A 19,434-nucleotide genomic window follows, 5' to 3' on the forward strand; every position below is an offset into this window, starting at 1 on the left:
TATTTCTCGACCAGCACCTTGTCGTCGCCGAAGCTGGCCGACGCCTCGCGCTTGACCGACGCCAGCGCGGCGTCGAAACCGTCGCCCGACTCGACCACGCGCATGCCCTTGCCGCCACCGCCCGCGCTGGCCTTGAGCAGCACCGGATAGCCGATGCGGTCGGCCTCGCGGCGCAGCAGCGCCGGGTCCTGGTCTTCGCCGTGGTAGCCCGGCACCAGCGGCACCGCGGCCTTTTCCATCAACTGCTTGGCCGCGCTCTTGCTGCCCATCGCGTGGATCGCCGACGCCGGCGGGCCGATAAAGACCAGCCCGGCCGCGGCGCAGGCCTCGGCGAAGGCTTCGTTCTCGGACAGGAAGCCATAGCCCGGGTGGATCGCCTGGGCGCCGCTCTCCTTCGCCATCTCGATGATATGGTCGGCGCGCAGGTAGCTGTCGCGCGCGGCGGCGCCGCCGATATGCACGGCCTCGTCGCAGAAGGCGACATGGCGCGCCTCGGCGTCCGCATCGGAATACACCGCGACGGTGCGGATGCCCAGCCGGCGGCAGGTGGCGGCCACGCGGCAGGCGATTTCACCGCGGTTGGCGATCAGGATCTTGTTGAACATTGAGCTTCCTAGTCGTTGTGACATGCCACGATTACATGCGGAACACGCCGAACTTCATCTCGTCGATCGGCGCGTTAAGGCTGGCCGACAGTCCCAGCCCCAGCACCGTGCGCGTCTGCGCGGGATCGATCACGCCGTCGTCCCACAGCCGCGCGCTGGCGTAGTACGGATGCCCCTGGTGCTCGTACTGGTCGCGGATCGGCTGCTTGAAGGCGTCTTCCTCCTGCGCGCTCCACTGGCCCCCCTTTGCTTCTATCCCATCGCGGCGCACCGTCGCCAGCACGCTCGCGGCCTGCTCGCCACCCATCACCGAGATGCGCGCGTTCGGCCACATCCACAGGAAGCGCGGCGAATATGCGCGCCCGCACATGCCGTAGTTGCCCGCGCCGAACGAGCCGCCGATGATCACCGTGAACTTGGGCACCTGCGCGGTCGCGACCGCGGTCACCATCTTGGCGCCGTTGCGCGCGATGCCTTCGTTCTCGTACTTGCGCCCCACCATGAAGCCGGTGATGTTCTGCAGGAACACCAGCGGGATCTTGCGCTGGCAGCACAGCTCGATGAAGTGCGCGCCCTTGAGCGCCGACTCCGAGAACAGGATGCCGTTGTTGGCGACGATCCCGACCGGATAGCCCCAGATCCGCGCGAAGCCGCACACCAGCGTGGTGCCGTAGCGCGCCTTGAACTCGTCGAACTCGGAACCGTCGACCAGCCGCGCGATCACCTCGCGCACGTCGTACGGCTTGCGCGTGTCGGTCGGGATCACGCCGTACAGCTCTTCCACCGGATAGAGCGGCTCGACCGGCGCGTGCAGGCGGATCTGGTCCGGCTTGCGGCGGTTCAGGTGCTGCACGATATTGCGCGCCAGGCTCAGGGCGTGGTGGTCGTTCTGCGCGAAGTAGTCGGCCACGCCCGACAGGCGCGTATGCACATCGGCGCCGCCGAGGTCTTCGGCGCTGACTTCCTCGCCGGTGGCCGCCTTCACCAGCGGCGGGCCGCCCAGGAAGATGGTGCCCTGGTTCTTGACGATGATCGACTCGTCGCTCATCGCCGGCACGTAGGCGCCGCCCGCGGTGCAGGATCCCATCACCACCGCGATCTGCGGGATGCCGCGCTTGGACAGGTTGGCCTGGTTGTAGAAGATGCGGCCGAAGTGGTCGCGGTCGGGAAACACCTCGTCCTGGTTGGGCAGGTTGGCGCCGCCCGAATCGACCAGGTAGATGCACGGCAGGTGGTTCTCTTCGGCGATTTCCTGCGCGCGCACGTGCTTCTTGACCGTCATCGGGTAATACGTGCCGCCCTTGACGGTGGCGTCGTTGCAGACGATCACGCATTCCTGCCCGGCCACGCGGCCGATGCCGGTGATGATGCCGGCGCCGGGCGCGGCGTTTTCGTACATGTCGTACGCGGCCAGCTGCGACAGCTCCAGGAACGGCGTGCCGGGGTCCAGCAATTGCTGCACCCGCTCGCGCGGCAGCAGCTTGCCGCGCGACAGGTGCTTGGCGCGCGCGTCGGCGCCGCCGCCTTCGGCCAGTTTCGCGATCTTTTCCTGCAGGTCGGCAACCAGTGCCTGCATGGTCTGCGCGTTGGTCCTGAACGACTCGGAGCGGGCGTTCAGCTTGGTTTCAATTGCCGCCATAAGGGCCTCGGGCAGTCGGTTATTGGTGTTTGTGTTTTATCTCAGGCGCGCTCAGGCCGTCCTGGATTCATCGAGATTCAGTTCACGCACCATCTGGTCGCGCATGACGAACTTCTGCACCTTGCCGGTCACGGTCAGGGGCATCTCTTCGACAAAGCGGATATAGCGCGGGATCTTGTAATGCGCGATCTGGTCGCGGCAGAAGGCGCGGATCTCGTCTTCGGTGGCGCGCTCGCCGGGCTTGAGCACGATCCACGCGCATACCTCCTCGCCGTACTTGGCGTCGGGCACGCCGAATACCTGCACCGCCTGGACCTTCGGATGGCGGAACAGGAATTCCTCGATCTCGCGCGGGTAGATGTTCTCGCCGCCGCGGATCAGCATGTCCTTCACCCGGCCGACGATATTGCAGTAACCCTCCTCGTCGAGCGTGGCGAGGTCGCCGGTGTGCATCCAGCCGTCGCGAATGGCTTCGGCGGTGCGGGCCTCATCATCCCAGTAGCCGAGCATCACGGAATAGCCGCGCGTGCACAGCTCGCCCTTCTCGCCGACCGGCACGGTCGCGCCAGTGGCGTCGACGATCTTCACTTCCAGGTGCGGCTGGATGCGGCCGACGGTGGTGGTGCGCTTGTCGAGCGGATCGGTGGTACTGCTCTGGAACGACACCGGACTGGTCTCGGTCATGCCGTAGGCGATCGTTACCTCGGACATATGCATCTGTGCCACCACGCGCTTCATGGTCTCGATCGGGCACGGCGACCCGGCCATGATGCCGGTGCGCAGCGACGAGAAGTCGTAGTCGGCAAAGCGCGGGTGGTCCAGCTGCGCGATAAACATCGTCGGCACGCCGTGCAGCGCCGTGCAGCGCTCTTCGCTGACCGCCTGCATGGTGGCCTCGGGGTCGAAGGCCTCGCCCGGGAACACCATCGCCGCGCCGGTGGAGACGCAGGCCAGCACCGACAGCACCATGCCGAAGCAGTGGTAGAACGGTACCGGAATGCAGAGCTTGTCCTGCTCCGAGAAGCGCATCGCCATGGCGATGAAGCGCGCGTTGTTGACGATATTGCGATGCGTCAGCGTGGCGCCCTTGGGCGCGCCGGTGGTGCCGCTGGTGAACTGCACGTTGATCGGGTCATAGCGGTCCAGCTGCGCCGTGATGCCATCGAGCTCCGCGCGCGCCACGCTGGCGCCACGGGCCAGCACGTCCGCATAGCGGATCATGCCGGGGGTCTCGCCCTCTCCCATGCGGATCACCCAGCGCAGCGACGGCAGCCGCGCGGCCTGCAGCGTGCCCGCTGCGCTGGTGGCCAGCTCCGGCGCCAGCGCCTGCAGCATCTCGAGGTAGCGCGAGGTCTTGAAGGCCTCGGCGGCGACGATGGCCTTGACGCCGACCTTGTTCAGCGCGTACTCCAGCTCCGCCAGCCGGTAGGCCGGATTGATGTTGACCAGAACCACGCCCAGCCGGGCGGTGGCAAACTGCGTCACCAGCCATTCCACGCGGTTGGGCGCCCAGATGCCGACGCGATCGCCCCTGGCCAGGCCCAGCGCATGCAGCCCGGCGGCCAGCGCATCGATGGCTTCGGCGAACTCGCGCCAGTTCCAGCGCACGCCCTGCTCGCGAAACACCACGGCCTCGCGTTCGGGGAACGCTGCCACGGTCTGCGCCAGCAGCGCCGAGACGGTCTGCTCGGACAGCGCAATGCTGGTGTCGCCACGGACATGCGACAGCCCGCCGATCGGCAGAATGGTGGGAAGCGGATCTCCCTGCATCTTCATCGTTGTCTCCAAAGCGCGTTCGGTTTCGACTTGAGTTGAGCGTAACTCAAGAACACGAATATCGTCGGGGTGATCCTGCCCAAAATTGGGGGTTAACCCCGATAAGCTGCTATCGTGTGCTGCCGGATGGTTAGGCGATTCCCGGTCTCGTCACATCGGAATGACGAAAAGGTATACGGGCTCAGGCGAAAATTCAACCTTAATTTGAGGCGCACTCAACTTCGAGGCAAAATGGAGTACGATGTGACGGCGTCGCGCAGCAACCGCCAACGCCGCGCTACCGCAGGTTAGTGCTCCGCCCGGGGATGGCCTAACATTTCGCGCTTCGCTTGCAGGGATCCGACATCATGGAAGACATCGCCACCACCCGCCGGACCCCGTCCGGCGCCAGGGCGGAACAACGCATCCGCGACATCCTGCGTGTCAGCCGCGAGGTGTTTGCCGAACTGGGCTACGAAAAAACCACCACGACCGAGATTGCCCAGCGCTTGGGCGTTTCCGAGGCCACGGTGTTCACGTACTTCCAAAGCAAGCGCAAGCTGTGCGTGCGGGTGATCGAGGACTGGTACGACGAAATCATCGGCACGATCGAGCAAGGCATGCCGCGCGACCAGGGCATCAAAGCGCAGCTGGCGTTCTACGTGAAGACGCACCTGCGCCTGTTCCTGATCCAGGGCACCGGGCTGTGCGCGCTGGTGCTGTCGGAAGGCCGGGCCAAGGGGCCGGACCTGGGGCAGGAGTTCGTGCCGCTGCAACGCCGCTATACGGCGCCGCTGATGGACCTGCTCGCGCGCGGCCGCGAACATGGCGAGATTCGCGCCGACCTGCCGCTGAGCCTGATGCGCTCCGCCATCCTGGGCCCGATGGAGCATATCCTGTGGGATGCCATCGCGCGCGAGCGCGAGGTCGATATCGACACCACCGCCGCAGGCATGGTGGCCTTGCTGTGGCCCGCGCTGCAGCCCGCAAATATCGAACTGGAGGCCCTGCGGGCCTTCCATGGCGAAGTTGGCGCGGCGCTGCGCAAGCTGGACGGCGCCTGACCGGATCGCTCGGCCAAGCCGGCAAATTCCTTGTACGCTGGAGGAGGCGTTCCCCCACGGAGATTGCGACATGGCCGTCCAGCTCAACCACACCATCGTCTTCTCTCATGACAAGCAGGCCTCCGCGGATTTCCTGTGCGAGGTCCTGGGCCGCCCGCCGGCCGAGCCGTTCGGGCCCTTCCTTGGCGTCGCGCTGGACAACGGCGTCACGCTCGATTTCATGGACGCGCAGGGCGAGGTTGCCATGCAGCACTATGCATTCCTGGTCAGCGACGCCGAGTTCGACCACGGCTTTGGCCGCATCCGCGCACGCAACCTTGCGTACTGGGCCGACCCCTACCGTCGCCGGCCTGGCGAGGTCAATACGGACGACGGCGGCCGGCGCATCTACTTCGAGGATCCGAGCAAGCACTTCCTCGAGATTTTCACCAGGGGCTGAAGCCGACCGGCTTTGCAGTGCCTTTGGCGAGACACCGGCAAGCCCGCCACGTCCCGCCGCCTGTACCCGTCCTGCGCTTGGTTGATGCGGTTGCGCCTCATAGAATGAAATGGCCTGGTTTCCGCGCATCGAAGGACCATGCAGACCGCCGCCTATCCCTACCAGCCCGTGCGCGAGCGGCGCACGCTGACCTGCTTCCTGCTGGCCCTGCTCATGCACCTGCTGCTGGGGGCCCTGCTGTACTACGGCGTGCGCTGGCGCAATGCCGTGCCCACCGGTGTGGCGGCGGAACTGTGGGAGCCCGTCCCCGAAGCCACCGTCCCCGAGCCCGCCATCAAGCCGGCGCCGACGCCACCGCCGGTCGAGCAAGAAGACGCCGATATCTCGCTGCAGGAAAAGCAGCGCAAGGCCAGGCTGGCCGAGCGTGAGGCCGAGCAGGCGCGGCAGCGCGACAGCCAGGCCCGCGCCGAAGCGGCCCGCAAGGATGCCCAGCGCCGGGCCATGGAAGCGCAACGCCAGGCCAGCAATGCCGAGCGCCAGGCCGAGCTGGCCCGCTTGCGCGCGCAGGCGGGCGGTGCCGGTGCCGCGGCCAACGCCCGGGCCGGGGCCGGTTCCGGATCCTCGGCGAAGCCGTCTTCGGGCTATGCCGAGCGCGTGCGCCAGCGGGTCAAGCCGAACATCATCTTCAACGAGGACGTCGCCGGCAATCCGGCCGCGGTGGTCGCCGTGCACATGGCGCCCGACGGCTCGCTGCTGTCGGCGCGCCTGGCCAGGTCCAGTGGCAATGCGGGCTGGGACAACGCCGTGCTGCGCGCGGTGCAGCGGTCCGACCCGCTGCCGCGCGACAGCAACGGCGTGGCGCCGTCCGACATCCTCATCACCTTCTGGCCCAAAGATGAGGGCGGCTAAGCCCTCGCCGCCTGGCCGCGGCCGGTTCCAGTAGCGTGCGTTGTCGCACCAACTGCGGCTGAATAGAAAAATATTCCAATAATCCAACCCTTGCTGGAATGACATTACAATTCCAGCTTGCCTGGAAGGACAAATCGCATGCCTGTGCTCCCGCCCGTCCCTATCATGAATAGACAAGAACAAGCCGACGGAGCCCGCCATGACGACCGCCTCTCCTCTCACTGCCGCCCGACCGGTTGGCGTCCCGCTCGACCAGCTGGCGCTCGACCTGGCCGACATTTTCACCCACAGCGCACGCATGGTCGCCAGCCACCTCGCGCAGCACCTGCCCGACACCGACACGCTGCTGGCCGCGTTGCCGCCGGGCGCGTTGCTGGGCTCGGCCGAGACCTATACCCGGCACCTGGTCTATGGCGATCCGCTGGAACGCTTCTCCGCCATGGTGCTGGTGTGGCGCCCCGGGCAGGCCAGCCCGGTGCATGGCCATCGCACCTGGTGCGCTTACCGCGTGCTGCGCGGCACGCTGACCGAGCAGCACTACCGGTGGGATGCCGCCAGCCGGCACGCGCGCCATGCCAACACCGTCACGCGCACCGCCGGCGATACCTTCAGCGTGCCGGGCGGCCTGCAGCACATCCATGCGCTCGGCAATACCAGCGACGAGATCGCGGTTTCGCTGCATCTCTACGGTGTCAGCCGCGACCATATTGCGACCGGCGTAAACCTGCTGGTGCCCGCCGACGCCTAGCCGCCCCACTCCGCACCTGGTGCGGGCGCGCCCTCAACTGACCGCCCCGCGCCATGGACCGCTACGACAAACAGATCCTCGCCATCCTGCAGGAAGACGCCACCTTGCCGGTGGCGGAAATCGGAGAGCGGGTCGGCCTGAGTTCGACGCCGTGCTGGCGCCGTATCCAGAAGCTGGAAGAAGCCGGACTGATCCGCAAGCGCGTGGCGCTGCTCGACGCCGGCAAGCTCAATGCCGGTGTCACGGTGTTCGTCTCCGTCCGTACCAGCCAGCACAACGTGAAATGGCTCAAGCAGTTTCACGGACTGGTCTCGTCGATCCCGGAAGTGACCGAGTTCTATCGCATGGCGGGCGACACGGACTACCTGCTGCGCGTGGTGGTGCCCGATATCGCCGCCTATGACCGGGTCTACAAGAAGCTGATCCAGGGCGCGGAACTGGCCGATGTCAGCTCCAGCTTCGCGATGGAACAGATCAAGTACACCACGGCCTTGCCGCTCGACTATGCCTGAGGCTTCACTTGTACGGGCCAGCCAAGGCCTCTGACCCCGTCGCCGCTGGCAATTTCCGCCATTTCAGCGCCTTTCCCCGCGCTTTTTTTCGCATCCTGTTGCAAATACCCCGCGTTCCGGCAGACTTGCCGGCACGCTTTCCCTGCCAGGAACCTGCTGCGACGCAGCAATGGCTGTAGAATATGCGGCCCCTATTCAAACGGCCGCGGCGTACGGTTTTTACCCTCGCCTCCCGCCGAACCCCCGCGAGCCTTGACAGCAGGTTGGAATCACGCGCGCCTCGTGCGCACTGCCGTCGAAACGCGATGCACGAAGGAAACAGCAGTCAATGACAAGTGGCGCACAACGAACGGCAGCCAAAACACGAGCAGCAGCAGTCAAGGACACCGGCCAGGCCAGCGCGGCCGCGGCACACTCGGATCCGTCGGCCGAAGCCGCCGCACGCAGCCAGCAACTGCGTGCGCTGATCCAGCTGGGCAGGCAGCGCGGCTACCTGACCCACGCGGATATCAGCGACCACCTGCCCGAGAACTTCACGGACACGGCCGCGATGGAAAGCATCGTCGGCACCTTCGCCGAGATGGGCGTGAAGATCTATGAGCAGACCCCGGATGCCGAGACCCTGCTGCTGAGCGACGGCCCGGCGGTGGCCTCCGACGAGCAGGCCGAAGAGGAAGCCGAGGTCGCGCTGGCGACGGTCGATTCCGAGTTCGGCCGCACCACCGACCCGGTGCGCATGTACATGCGCGAAATGAGCTCGGCTACGCTGCTCACGCGCAAGCAGGAAGTCGAGATCGCCAAGCGGATCGAGGACGGCCTGAACAACATGGTCCACGCGATCTCGGCGTGCCCGTTCACCATCGCCACGATTCTGGAGCTGTCGGCCAAGGTCGCCAGCAATGAAATCGGCATCGACGACGTGGTCGACGGCCTGAGCGACGAGAGCATCCCCGAGCCGGCGGCAGCCGGCGCGGACGACGCCGACGACAGCCCCATCGACAGCACTGACGAGGCCGACGAAGAGGCCGACGACGCCGCCGATGAAGGCAGCGGCCAGCAAAGCGCCGAAGCCGACCTGGCCAGGCTGCGCGACGAATGCATGAAGCGCTTCGCGCGCGTCGCCGAGCAGTTCGAGCGAATGCGCGCCGAAAGCGAGGCCGGCGGTCCGGCATCGGCGGCGTTCGCGTCCGCGCGCGATGCGGTGCGCGAGGAACTGCGCACGATCCGCTTTACCGCCCGCACCATCGAGCGCCTGTGCGCCAACGTCCAGGGCATGGTCGACGAAGTGCGCGTGATCGAGCGCCAGGTGGTCCAGCTGCTGGTCGAGCGCTGCGGCATGGAGCGCGAGGACGTCATCGCCCGCTTCCCCGGCAACGAGACCAACCTCGCCTGGGGCCAGGGCCTGGCCGCGGAAGCTCGCCCCTACAGCGCGGCGGTGGCGCGCGCGCTGCCGGACCTGGAAGCCCACCAGCAGAAGCTGATCGACATCCAGGCCCGCGCGGCGCTGCCGCTGCCCGAACTGAAGGCCGTCAACCGCAAGATGCTGGCTGCCGAGCGCCAGATGCGGCAGGCCAAGCACGAGATGACGCAGGCCAACTTGCGCCTGGTGATCTCGATTGCCAAGAAGTACACCAACCGCGGCATGCAGTTCCTGGACCTGATCCAGGAAGGCAACATCGGCCTGATGAAGGCGGTCGACAAGTTCGAATACCGCCGCGGCTGGAAATTCTCCACCTACGCCACCTGGTGGGTGCGCCAGGCCGTGACGCGCGCGATCGCCGACCAGGCCCGCACCATCCGCGTGCCGGTGCACATGATCGAGCAGATCAACAAGCTCAACCGCCTGTCGCGCGAAATCATGCAGCAGACCGGCAAGGAACCCGATCCGGCGGTGCTGGCCGAGCGCCTCGACATGACCGAGGACAAGGTCCGCTCGATCATGAAGATCGCGAAAGAGCCGGTGTCGATGGAAACCCCGGTGGGCGAGGACGGCGACACCAGCCTGGGCGACATGATCGCCGACTCGGACACCGCCACGCCCGCCGACGCCGCCCTGCAGGCCGGCCTGCGCGCGGTGGTGCGCGAGATGCTGGACGAGCTCTCGCCGCGCGAAGCCAAGGTGCTGCGCATGCGCTTTGGCATCGACATGTCGACCGACTACACGCTGGAAGAAGTCGGCAAGCAGTTCGATGTCACGCGCGAGCGGATCCGCCAGATCGAAAGCAAGGCGATGAAGAAGCTGCGGCACCCCAGCCGCGCGGACCAGTTGATCACCTATCTGCGCGACGCCTGAGCGGCCCCCCCGCCTCCGCGCACAGAGGAGTGTTATCCATGCCTGACTCGAACCTCTCTTTCTTTGGCAGGCTCTCGCTTGCCATGGGCACGTTCTTCGCCATCCTTGGCAACCCGGACCTGGCAGGCCGCGTCAAGCGCCTGCGCGAAGGCGGCCCAGCTGCGCAGGCCGACGCTGCCCCGGTGCCGGCACCTGCCCCCGCGCCGGTTGCCGCGCCGGTTCCGGAAAGCGCGCCCGCATTGAAGGAAGCCAGTCCCGTCGCCGCGCTCCAGCTGCTCGGATTGCTCCAGCGCGACGCGCGCTTTGTCGACTTCGTCGAGGAAGACATCGCGCGCTATGCCGACGCCGAGATCGGCGCCGCCGCGCGCCTGGTGCACGATGGCTGCCGCGCGGTGCTGCGCGAGCATTTCACCATCCGGCCGGTGCGCGAAGAAGCGGAAGGCAGCCGCGTAACGCTGGCCGACGGCTTCGACGCCAGCGCGATCCGCCTGACCGGCAACGTGGTGGGTAGCGCGCCGTTCCATGGCGCCATCAGCCATCGCGGCTGGAAGGTCGATGAAGTGCGCCTGCCGCGCCTGGCCGAACGCCATGACGCCAGCGTGATCGCCCCCGCCGAGGTGGAGCTATGAGCGAGGCACGCTATGCCATCGGCATCGACCTGGGCACGACCCACAGCGCGGTCTCCTATGTCGACCTGGCCGCCAGCGATGGCGAGAAGACCAGCCAGCACGTGCTGCCGGTCACGCAGCTGACCGCGCCCGGCGCGGTCGAGGACCTCGACCTGCTGCCCTCGTTCCTGTACCTGCCGCATGCAAGCGAGATGGCCCCGGGCGACCTGAACCTGCCGTGGAGCGCCGCACGCGACTTCGCGGTCGGCGAGATGGCGCGCAGCCGCGGCGCGGGCACGCCGATCCGGCTGGTGTCCAGCGCCAAGAGCTGGCTGTGCCATCCCGGCGTCGACCGCCGCGCGGCGATCCTGCCTGCCGACGCGCCGCCCGAGGTGCCGCGCGTGTCGCCGCTCGAGGCTTCGGTACGCTACCTGACGCACCTGCGCGAAGCGTGGGACCAGGCCCACCCCGAGGCACCGTTCGGCGAGCAGGACATCACCGTGACCATCCCGGCCTCGTTCGATCCGGCCGCGCGCGAGCTGACCGCCGAGGCCGTCGCGGCGGCCGGCTATGCCCGCATGACGCTGCTCGAGGAACCGCAGGCCGCGCTCTACAGCTGGATCCAGAAAAGCGCCGGCCAATGGCGCAAGCAGGTCAAGGTGGGCGACATCATCCTGGTGGTCGATGTCGGCGGCGGCACCACCGACCTGTCGCTGATCGCCGTGATCGAGCGCGAAGGCAACCTGGAACTGCATCGCATCGCGGTCGGCGACCATATCCTGCTGGGCGGCGACAACATGGACCTGGCGCTGGCGCACGTGGTCGCGCGCAAGCTCGCCGCGCAAGGCACGCAGGCCGATCCGTGGCAGCTGCGGGCGCTGACCTATGCCTGCCGCGCCGCCAAGGAAACGCTGCTGACCGACCCGGCCGCCGAGAGCGTACCGCTGGTCGTGCCCAGCCGCGGCGCCAAGCTGATCGGCGGCTCGATCCGCACCGACCTGACCCGCGCCGAGCTGACCCAGACCATCCTCGAAGGATTCTTCCCGCAAGTCGACGCGTCGGCGCGCCCCGTCAGCCGGGCCCGCGCCGGCCTGACGCAGCTGGGCCTGCCCTACGCGCAGGACGCGGCCATCACGCGGCACCTGGCGGCATTCTTGGGCCGGCAGGTGGCGGCGCTGGCCGATATCAAAGGCCTCCCGGCCGCGCAGCCGGAAGGCGCCACGTTCCTGCATCCCACCGCCGTGCTGTTCAATGGCGGCGTGTTCAAGTCGGGCCTGCTGGTGGAGCGCATCCTGCAGACGCTCAACGGCTGGCTTGCCGCCGAGGACGCGGCGCCGGCGCGCCTGCTCGACGGCGCCGAGCTGGACCTGGCAGTGGCGCGCGGCGCGGCCTATTACGGCTATGTGCGGCGCGGCAAGGGCGTGCGCATCCGCGGCGGCACCGCGCGCGCCTACTACGTGGCGGTGGAATCGTCGATGCCGGCCGTGCCGGGCTTCGAGCCGCCGATCCAGGCGCTGTGCCTGGCGCCGTTCGGCATGGAGGAAGGCACCGAGGCCGAGCTGCCGCCGCAGGAATTCGGCCTGGTGGTCGGCGAACCGGTGCACTTCCGCTTCTTTGGCTCGTCGGTGCGCCGCCAGGACCAGGTCGGCACCCTGCTGGACTACTGGGGGCCGGAAGAACTGCAGGAACTTGAAGAAATCCAGGCGACCCTGCCCGCCGAGGGCCGCACCGCGGGCGACGTGGTGCCGGTCAGGCTGCATGCCCGCGTGACCGAGGCCGGCACGCTCGAGCTTGAGGCCGTGCCGCGCGGCAGCGGCGAACGCTGGAAGGTCCAGTTCGACGTGCGCGGCACTGCCGATGCCTGAAGCCGCGGCACCGGCGCTGCAGCAATACGTCGTCGGCATCGACCTGGGCACCAGCAACACCGTAGTGGCCTATGCCAGGGCCGGGTCGGACGATATCCGCGTGTTCGACATCGACCAGCTGGTCGCACCCGGCGAGGTCGCGGCGCGCCCGCTGTTGCCGTCGGTGCGCTACCACGCGGCGCCGGGCGAGCTCAACGGCGATGACCTGCAGTTGCCCTGGCAATCGGCGGCAAGCGCCGCCGCGCGCCGGACCGTGTTCGGCCGGCTAGCGGCGACGCTGGGCGCGCAGGTGCCGGGCCGGCTGGTGGCCAGCGCCAAGAGCTGGCTGTCGCATGCCGCGGTCGACCGCACCGCGCCGATCCTGCCATGGGGCGGCGAGGAGGATCTCGACAAGATCTCGCCGGTGGTCGCCAGCGCCAGCTACCTCGGCTATGTTTGCGCCGCCTGGAACCACCGCTTCCCCGATGCGCCGCTCGAACACCAGGACGTGGTGCTCACCGTGCCGGCCTCGTTCGACGAGGGCGCGCGCGCGCTGACGCTGGAAGCCGCGCGCCTGGCCGGGCTGCCCGCGCTGCGCCTGCTCGAAGAGCCGCAGGCCGCGCTCTACGACTGGCTGTTCCACCATCGCCGGACCCTGGACCAGGACCTGGCGCAAACCCGCCTGGTGCTGATCTGCGACGTGGGCGGCGGCACCACTGACCTCACGCTGATCCGCGTCGCGATGCAGGACGGGCAGCCGCAACTGACCCGCATCGGCGTGGGCAATCACCTGATGCTGGGCGGCGACAACATGGACCTGGGGCTGGCGCACCGGGTTGAAGCGCGCCTCGCGTCGGCCGGGCCGGCGCAGGCACGGCTGTCGGCGGCCAGCCTGTCGCAGCTGGTCGCGCGCTGCCGCGCCGCCAAGGAACAGCTGCTGAGCGCGGAGGCACCCGATTCGGTCACGGTGACGCTGCTCGGCGCCGGCGCCAGGCTGGTCGGCGGCGCACGTTCGGTGGAAGTGACGCGGCAGGAAGTCGAACAGCTGGTCGTCGACGGCTTTTTCCCCAGGGTGCCCGCCAGCGAACGGCCCGGGCGCGCGCGCGGCGCGATTGTCGAGTTCGGCCTGCCGTATGCGTCCGACCCTGCCGTGACCCGGCACGTGGCCGCCTTCCTGAGCCAGCACGCGGCGCAATCGCGCGCCGCACTTGAAATCGCGGATGCGCCGGAGCACGCGCTGCCGGTGCCCGATACCCTGCTGCTCAATGGCGGCGTGTTCCGCGCGCAGGCACTGGCCCACCGCCTCGCGGAGACGCTGGGGGGCTGGCGCGGCGCGCCGCTGCAGGTGCTGCACAACGCCGATCCCGACATTGCCGTGGCCCGTGGCGCGGTCGCGTATGCGCGTGCACGCGCCGGCCAGGCGCCGCGTATCGGCGGCGGCTCGGCGCGCAGTTATTTCCTGGTGCTCGACGACGGCGCCGCGGGCCAGCAAGGGATCTGCCTGCTGCCGCGCGGCACCGAAGAAGGCCACGAGATCGCTCTCAGCGACCGCACCTTCGCCTTGCGGCTCGGCCACCCGGTGCAGTTCCACCTGGTTTCGTCGGTGGCCGAGACGCCCTACCAGCCCGGCGCGCTGACCGACCTGGCTGGCGGCGACTTCGTGCGCCTGCCGCCGATCGCCACCGTGGTGCCGACGCGCGGCGCCGGTGGCCCGCGCGAAACGCCGGTGCAGATCACCACCGCGCTGACCGAGGTCGGTACGCTCGAGGTCCACTGCATCGACATCGAAGACACCGCGCGGCGATGGCGCCTGGAGTTCCAGCTGCGCGGCCACGATGCCCCGGCGGCGGCCGCCGCCCTCACCGCCGAGGCGGCACACCCATCGCTGCCGCAAGCGCTGGAGGTGATAGACCGAACCTTTGGCGCACGCTCGCAGGACGTCGGCCCCAAGGAGGTCAAGCGCCTGCGCGCGCAGCTCGAGCAGCTGCTGGGCGCGCGCGAGCAGTGGGACAGCGCGCTGCTGCGCGAGCTGTTCGGCGCCTTGTGGGAACGTGCCAAGCGACGGCGGCGCACGGCCGACCATGAGCGCGTCTGGCTGAACCTGGCCGGCTATTGCGTGCGGCCGGGCTTTGGCTACCCGCTTGACGAATGGCGCGTCGGGCAACTCTGGTCTCAGTACGACCAGGGCATCCAGTATGTGAATGAAAGCCAGAACTGGTCGGAATGGTGGACGCTGTGGCGGCGCGCCGCCGGCGGGCTGGATGAAAGCGCGCAGCTGCGCCTGCTGGAAGACATGGCCTTTTACTTGCAGCCGCCCGGCAGCGGCCGCTACAAGAAGCCGGCCGGGCCGACCCGCGGCGGCTATGCCGACATGGTGCGGCTGGCCGGCTCGCTCGAGCGCCTGCCCGCCGACGCCAAGATCGAGCTGGCCGGATGGCTGCTGGCCCGGCTGCGCAAGCCCTCCGAGAACAACCAGGGCTGGTGGGCGGTGGGACGCATCGGCGCGCGCATGCCGTTCTACGGCAGCGCGCACAGCGTGGTGCCGGCCGAGACCGCCGGCCCATGGCTGGACGCCATCCTGGCGCTGGACTGGAAAAAGGTCGAGCCGGCCGCGTTCGCCGCCGTGCAGATCGCGCGCATGACCGGCGACCGCACCCGCGACCTGCCGGACGAGATTCGCGCGAACGTGGTGCGCCGGCTGGAGGCTGCCAATGCGCCGCCAGCCTGGATTGCGATGGTGCGCGAAGTGGTGGAACTCGATGCCGCCGACGAAGGACGGGTATTCGGCGAGGCGCTGCCTGCCGGTCTCAAGCTGATCGCGGGATAGCCCAGCAAGCCTCGCATTTGCCACTTGCGGGCGCGACCGGGGCCGATGACCTACGATGACGGTAGGTTCCCTGCCTGTCCCGCCGTGAAGCCGTCCGCGCCGCCTCCCTTCCGTTGCCTTGCCGCCCTGGCCCTGGCCTGGCTCGGCCATGCCGCCGCGGCCGGCGACGACGCCCGGCGCGCCGATATGGTCACCGAGATTGCCGCGGTCGCGGCAGCTGCCGGCGCCCAGAGCGGCCGGCATGCGCTTGACCCGCGCGTGATGGCCGTCATGGGCAAGGTGCCACGCCATGAATTCGTGCCCGACCCGCAGAAGCCGCACGCCTATGAGAACCGGCCGCTGCCGATCGGCCATGGCCAGACCATTTCGCAACCGTATATCGTTGCGCTGATGACGGACCTGCTGCGGCTCCGGCCCGGCGACACCGTGCTCGAGATCGGCACCGGCTCCGGCTACCAGGCCGCGGTGCTGGGCGGGCTGGCGCGCGCGGTCTACACCATCGAGATCATCGAGCCGCTCGGGCGCCAGGCGTGCGAGCGCCTGACCCGGCTGGCCTACCATCAGGTGGCGTGCAAGGTGGGCGACGGCTACTACGGCTGGGACGAGCATGCGCCCTATGACGCGATCGTCGTCACCGCCGCGGCCAGCCACGTGCCGCCGCCGCTGATCCGCCAGCTGAAGCCGGGCGGCCGCATGGTGATCCCGGTGGGCGCGCAGTTCCTGACGCAGTATCTGCTGCTGGTCGAAAAATCCGCGGACGGCACCGTCAGCACCCGGCAGATCCTGCCGGTCCGCTTCGTGCCGCTGGTCGGCAAGCACTGAGGCGCGGCACGCCGCCGGCCGGCTTACCCGATGCCACGCCCGCCGCTGTTTGCCCTGGCCCTGCTCTCCGCCGCCGCGCTGGGCTATGAAATCCTGCTGATGCGGCTGCTTTCCATCATCTTGTGGCATCACTTCACCTACATGATGATCAGCGTGGCGCTGCTGGGCTACGGCGCCGCGGGGGCGCTGGTGGCACTGGCGCAGCCCACGCTGGTCCGGCATTTCATGCCGGTGTTTGCCGGTGGCGCGCTGCTGTTCGGCATCAGCGCCATGGCCAGCTTCGAGCTTGCACAGCGGGTCGGGTTCAACCCGCTGGAAATCCTGTGGGAGCCATCGCAGCCGTTGCGCCTGGTGGCGATCTACCTGCTGCTGTTCGTGCCGTTCCTGTGCGCGGCCACCAGCGTCTGCCTGAGTTTTGCCCGCTATCCCCTGCAGGTGCCCCGCCTCTACAGCTTCGATATCCTCGGCGCCGGGCTGGGTGCGCTGGGCATCATCGCAGCGCTGTTCGTACTCGATCCGGTCGATGCCCTGCGCCTGGTCAGCATGGCAGGCATGGCAGCCGCGGCACTGGCCTGCATGGAATGCCGCGCGCATCGCCCCTGGCTGCCGGCACTGCTGCTGGCGGCGGCCATCGTGCCGGCGGCCATCCCCGGCGGGTGGATGGCGTTGCGGCCGTCGGAGTACAAGGAACTGAGCCAGGTGCTGCGCATTGGCGACGCGCGCGTGGTGGCGCAGCGATCGAGTCCGCTCGGCCTGGTCACGGTGGTCGAGAGTCCGTCGATCCCGTTGCGGCATGCGCCCGGGCTCAGCCTGAATGCCACGGCGGAGCCGCCGCCGCAACTCGCCGTGCTGACCGACGGCGATGGCCTGAGCGCGCTCAACCACTACGACGGCCGGCGCGAACCGCTCGCCTACCTCGGCGACCTGACCTCTGCCCTGCCGTATCACCTGCTGCAGGCGCCGCGCGTGCTGGTGCTGGGCAGCGGTGCCGGCGCCGACGTGTTGCAGGCGCTCTACCACGGCGCCAGCACGGTCGATGCCGTGGAGTTGAACGCCCAGGTGATCGGACTGGTGCAGGACCGCTTCGGTGCGTTCTCCGGCAAGCCGTACAGCGCGCCAGGCGTGCAGGTGCATGTCGGCGAGGCGCGTGGGTTCCTGGCCGCCAGCAACCGGCACTACGACCTGATCCAGGTGGCGCTGCTGGACTCCTTCAGCACCTCGTCGGCGGGCCTGTATGCGCTTTCCGAAAGCTACCTCTATACCGTGGAAGCGTTCGCGGAATACCTGCGCCACCTGCGGCCCGGCGGCCTGCTGGCGATCACGCGCTGGGTGTCGCTGCCGCCGCGCGATATCCCGAAACTGTTTGCCACGGCGGTGGCGGCGATGGCGCGCGCGGGCGTGCCCGAGCCGTCGCGCCGGCTGGTGCTGGTGCGCGGCTGGAAGACGGCTACGCTGCTGGTGAAGCACGGCGACTTCCGTCCCGCGGAAATCGACGCGCTGCGCGATTTCAGCCGGACCCGCTCGTTCGACGTGGAATACTATCCCGGCATCCGGCCGGGCGAGGCCAATCGCTACAACGTGCTCGACCAGCCGGACTTCTTCGCCGCCGCGCAAGCGCTGCTTGGCCCTGAGCGCGAACGCTTCCTGTCGCGCTACAAGTTCGACGTGCGGCCCGCCACCGACGACCGGCCGTACTTCTTTCATTTCTTCAAATGGCGCACGCTGCCGGAACTGCTCGCGCTGAAGGCGCAGGGCGGGCTGCCACTGCTGGACTGGGGCTATCCGGTGCTGGTGGCCACGCTGCTGCAGGCCACGGCCGCGGCCATGCTGCTGATCGGCGTGCCGCTGTGGGTGCTGCGCCGGCGCCGGGGGCCCGGCGGCCAGGGTGCAGCGCAGCCGCCCGTGCCGGCATGGCGCACCGGCTGCTACTTCGGCGCGGTCGGGCTCGGCTTCTTGTTCGTCGAGATCGCCTTTATCCAGAAGTTCATCCTGTTCCTGAGCCACCCGCTCTATGCCGTCGCGGTGGTGCTATGCGCGTTCCTGTGCTTTGCCGGGCTGGGCAGCCGCTATGCTCCGCGCCTGCCCGGGCGCGGCCGCCGCCAGGCGGCGCTGGCGATCGGCGGCATCTGTGCAGCGTCGCTGGTCTATCTTGCGGTGCTGCCGCTAGGGTTCAGGCTGCTGATCGCATTGCCGGAACCGGCCAGGGTCGGCATCGCGGTGGCGCTGATCGCGCCGCTGGCCTTCGTGATGGGCATGCCGTTCCCGCTGGGCCTGTCCAGGGTCGCGGCGCGCGACGGCACGCTGGTGCCGTGGGCCTGGGGCATCAACGCCTGCGCCTCGGTGGTGGCCGCGGTGCTGGCCACGCTGCTGGCGATCCACGCCGGCTTTACCGTGGTAGTGCTGGTGGCATTGCTGCTGTATGTCGCGGCCGCGCTGGCGTGCCCCTGAACTGCTGGTGCGCTGCCGATGCGCCGGCGGCATCAGCCACCGGCCGCATTGCCCTGGGGCGCATGCAAGGGCGGCGGGCTCGGCCGGCGCGGCACGAAGCGGTGGCGGTCGATCTCGCCGCCGCGCGCCACCAGGATGGTGCCCTCGGGAATCTCTTCCCAGACCCCCTGCACGTCGATCAGCGGCTCCGACAGGACCAGGAAGGCGTCGTCGCCCGCGGCGGCGATGCGCGGGTCGTCCGGATAGAGTTCGCGCAGCTGCCGGAACGACGTGCTGTGGAACAGCGAACGCGAGTTGGTCTCGCTCGAATAGCGCACCGCGACGATCTGCTGGCCATCGGTCACGCAGACCGTCATGTTGAGCGGAAACTGCACATCGTGGCGCTGCCCGACTTCCTCGATCAGCCCGGCCATCTGTTCCAGCGCGCCGACCGGATCGCGCTCCAGGCCAAAGCTCAGCGCCAGGAAGAACATCACCTCGGAATCGGTCGAGCCCTCGATCCAGCGAAACAGGTGCGGCGCCACCGCCATCATCAGGTCGCGCCGCACCAGCGGATAGTCGCGGATCAGGCCATTGTGGACGAACAGCCAGCGGCCGAAGCGGAACGGATGGCAGTTGGTCTCCTGCGTCGGCGTGCCCGTGGCCGCGCGCACGTGGGCGACGAACATCGGCGCGCGCACGGCGCGGGCGGTCTCGCGCAGGTTGGTGTCGCTCCACGCCGGGTGCAGGCAGCGGTAGCGGAACGGCACTTCGGCATGGCGCCCGTACCAGCCGACGCCAAAGCCATCGCCGTTGGTGGTGGTGTGGCCGAGCCGGGAATTCAGGCTCTGGTCGATCAGCGAGTGTTCCGGCTGGAACAGCACCGTTTCCAATGCAACGGATCTGCCCGAGTAAGCCAGCCAGCGGCACATATTGCTCCTC

The 19,434-nt window shown here is 68.6% G+C and carries 15 protein-coding genes; 11 read left to right on the plus strand and 4 right to left on the minus strand.

Translation table 11 applies throughout. The features are described 5' to 3' along the window. From E5S69_RS09810 to E5S69_RS09820, 3 genes are all read right to left on the minus strand, one after another. A partial coding sequence (locus tag E5S69_RS09810) for a biotin carboxylase N-terminal domain-containing protein (RefSeq protein ID WP_272871708.1) occupies positions 1-605 on the minus strand: 605 nt, incomplete at its 3' end. Positions 606-636: 31 nt separating this feature from the next. Further along, the gene (locus tag E5S69_RS09815; protein ID WP_171514471.1) at positions 637-2,244 is read right to left on the minus strand and encodes a carboxyl transferase domain-containing protein; all 1,608 of its coding nucleotides are present in this window, start codon (positions 2,242-2,244) and stop codon (positions 637-639) included. A gap of 51 nt (positions 2,245-2,295) precedes the next feature. Beyond that, positions 2,296-4,020, minus strand: coding sequence for an AMP-binding protein (locus E5S69_RS09820; protein WP_171514472.1), 1,725 nt, complete (start codon positions 4,018-4,020; stop codon positions 2,296-2,298). 347 nt (positions 4,021-4,367) lie between these two features. Here E5S69_RS09820 and E5S69_RS09825 point away from each other — a divergent pair, with 347 nt between their 5' ends. The 11 genes from E5S69_RS09825 to E5S69_RS09875 all read left to right on the plus strand — a co-directional run bounded on the left by E5S69_RS09825 (position 4,368) and on the right by E5S69_RS09875 (position 18,513). Continuing rightward, positions 4,368-5,063, plus strand: coding sequence for a TetR/AcrR family transcriptional regulator (locus E5S69_RS09825; RefSeq protein WP_171514473.1), 696 nt, complete (start codon positions 4,368-4,370; stop codon positions 5,061-5,063). Between the two features lie 70 nt (positions 5,064-5,133). Next, on the plus strand, positions 5,134-5,502 hold the full coding sequence (locus E5S69_RS09830; RefSeq protein WP_171514474.1) for a VOC family protein: 369 nt from the start codon (positions 5,134-5,136) through the stop codon (positions 5,500-5,502). Positions 5,503-5,640: 138 nt separating this feature from the next. After that, on the plus strand, positions 5,641-6,411 hold the full coding sequence (gene tolA / locus E5S69_RS09835; protein ID WP_171514475.1) for a cell envelope integrity protein TolA: 771 nt from the start codon (positions 5,641-5,643) through the stop codon (positions 6,409-6,411). A 199-nt stretch (positions 6,412-6,610) separates the two neighbouring features. Then, positions 6,611-7,159: a cysteine dioxygenase family protein gene (locus tag E5S69_RS09840; protein ID WP_171514476.1), complete on the plus strand. Its 549-nt coding sequence runs from the start codon at positions 6,611-6,613 to the stop codon at positions 7,157-7,159. 53 nt (positions 7,160-7,212) lie between these two features. Further along, positions 7,213-7,671 carry an Lrp/AsnC family transcriptional regulator gene (locus tag E5S69_RS09845; RefSeq protein WP_171514477.1) on the plus strand — a complete coding sequence of 153 codons (459 nt, stop codon included), beginning with the start codon at positions 7,213-7,215 and terminating at the stop codon, positions 7,669-7,671. A 328-nt stretch (positions 7,672-7,999) separates the two neighbouring features. Next, complete coding sequence (gene rpoD / locus E5S69_RS09850) at positions 8,000-9,964, plus strand: RNA polymerase sigma factor RpoD (RefSeq protein ID WP_171514478.1); 1,965 nt, start codon at positions 8,000-8,002, stop codon at positions 9,962-9,964. 38 nt (positions 9,965-10,002) lie between these two features. Beyond that, positions 10,003-10,593 carry a DUF2760 domain-containing protein gene (locus E5S69_RS09855; protein ID WP_171514479.1) on the plus strand — a complete coding sequence of 197 codons (591 nt, stop codon included), beginning with the start codon at positions 10,003-10,005 and terminating at the stop codon, positions 10,591-10,593. Then, complete coding sequence (locus E5S69_RS09860) at positions 10,590-12,437, plus strand: Hsp70 family protein (RefSeq protein WP_171514480.1); 1,848 nt, start codon at positions 10,590-10,592, stop codon at positions 12,435-12,437. Before E5S69_RS09855 ends, E5S69_RS09860 begins: the two co-directional genes overlap by 4 nt. Next, complete coding sequence (locus E5S69_RS09865) at positions 12,430-15,243, plus strand: Hsp70 family protein (RefSeq protein ID WP_171514481.1); 2,814 nt, start codon at positions 12,430-12,432, stop codon at positions 15,241-15,243. Before E5S69_RS09860 ends, E5S69_RS09865 begins: the two co-directional genes overlap by 8 nt. Positions 15,244-15,288: 45 nt before the next feature. Further along, a complete protein-coding gene (locus E5S69_RS09870; RefSeq protein WP_236901262.1) occupies positions 15,289-16,065 on the plus strand; it encodes a protein-L-isoaspartate(D-aspartate) O-methyltransferase in 777 nt (258 codons plus the stop codon). Positions 16,066-16,095: 30 nt separating this feature from the next. Then, positions 16,096-18,513, plus strand: coding sequence for a spermidine synthase (locus tag E5S69_RS09875; RefSeq protein ID WP_171514482.1), 2,418 nt, complete (start codon positions 16,096-16,098; stop codon positions 18,511-18,513). Between the two features lie 32 nt (positions 18,514-18,545). Here the strand turns inward: E5S69_RS09875 and E5S69_RS09880 are convergent, their stop codons facing one another. Next, positions 18,546-19,424, minus strand: coding sequence for a class II glutamine amidotransferase (locus E5S69_RS09880; RefSeq protein WP_171514483.1), 879 nt, complete (start codon positions 19,422-19,424; stop codon positions 18,546-18,548). Positions 19,425-19,434: the final 10 nt, after the last annotated feature.

This window comes from Cupriavidus necator (genome assembly GCF_013141915.1).
Classification (GTDB): domain Bacteria; phylum Pseudomonadota; class Gammaproteobacteria; order Burkholderiales; family Burkholderiaceae; genus Cupriavidus; species Cupriavidus necator_B.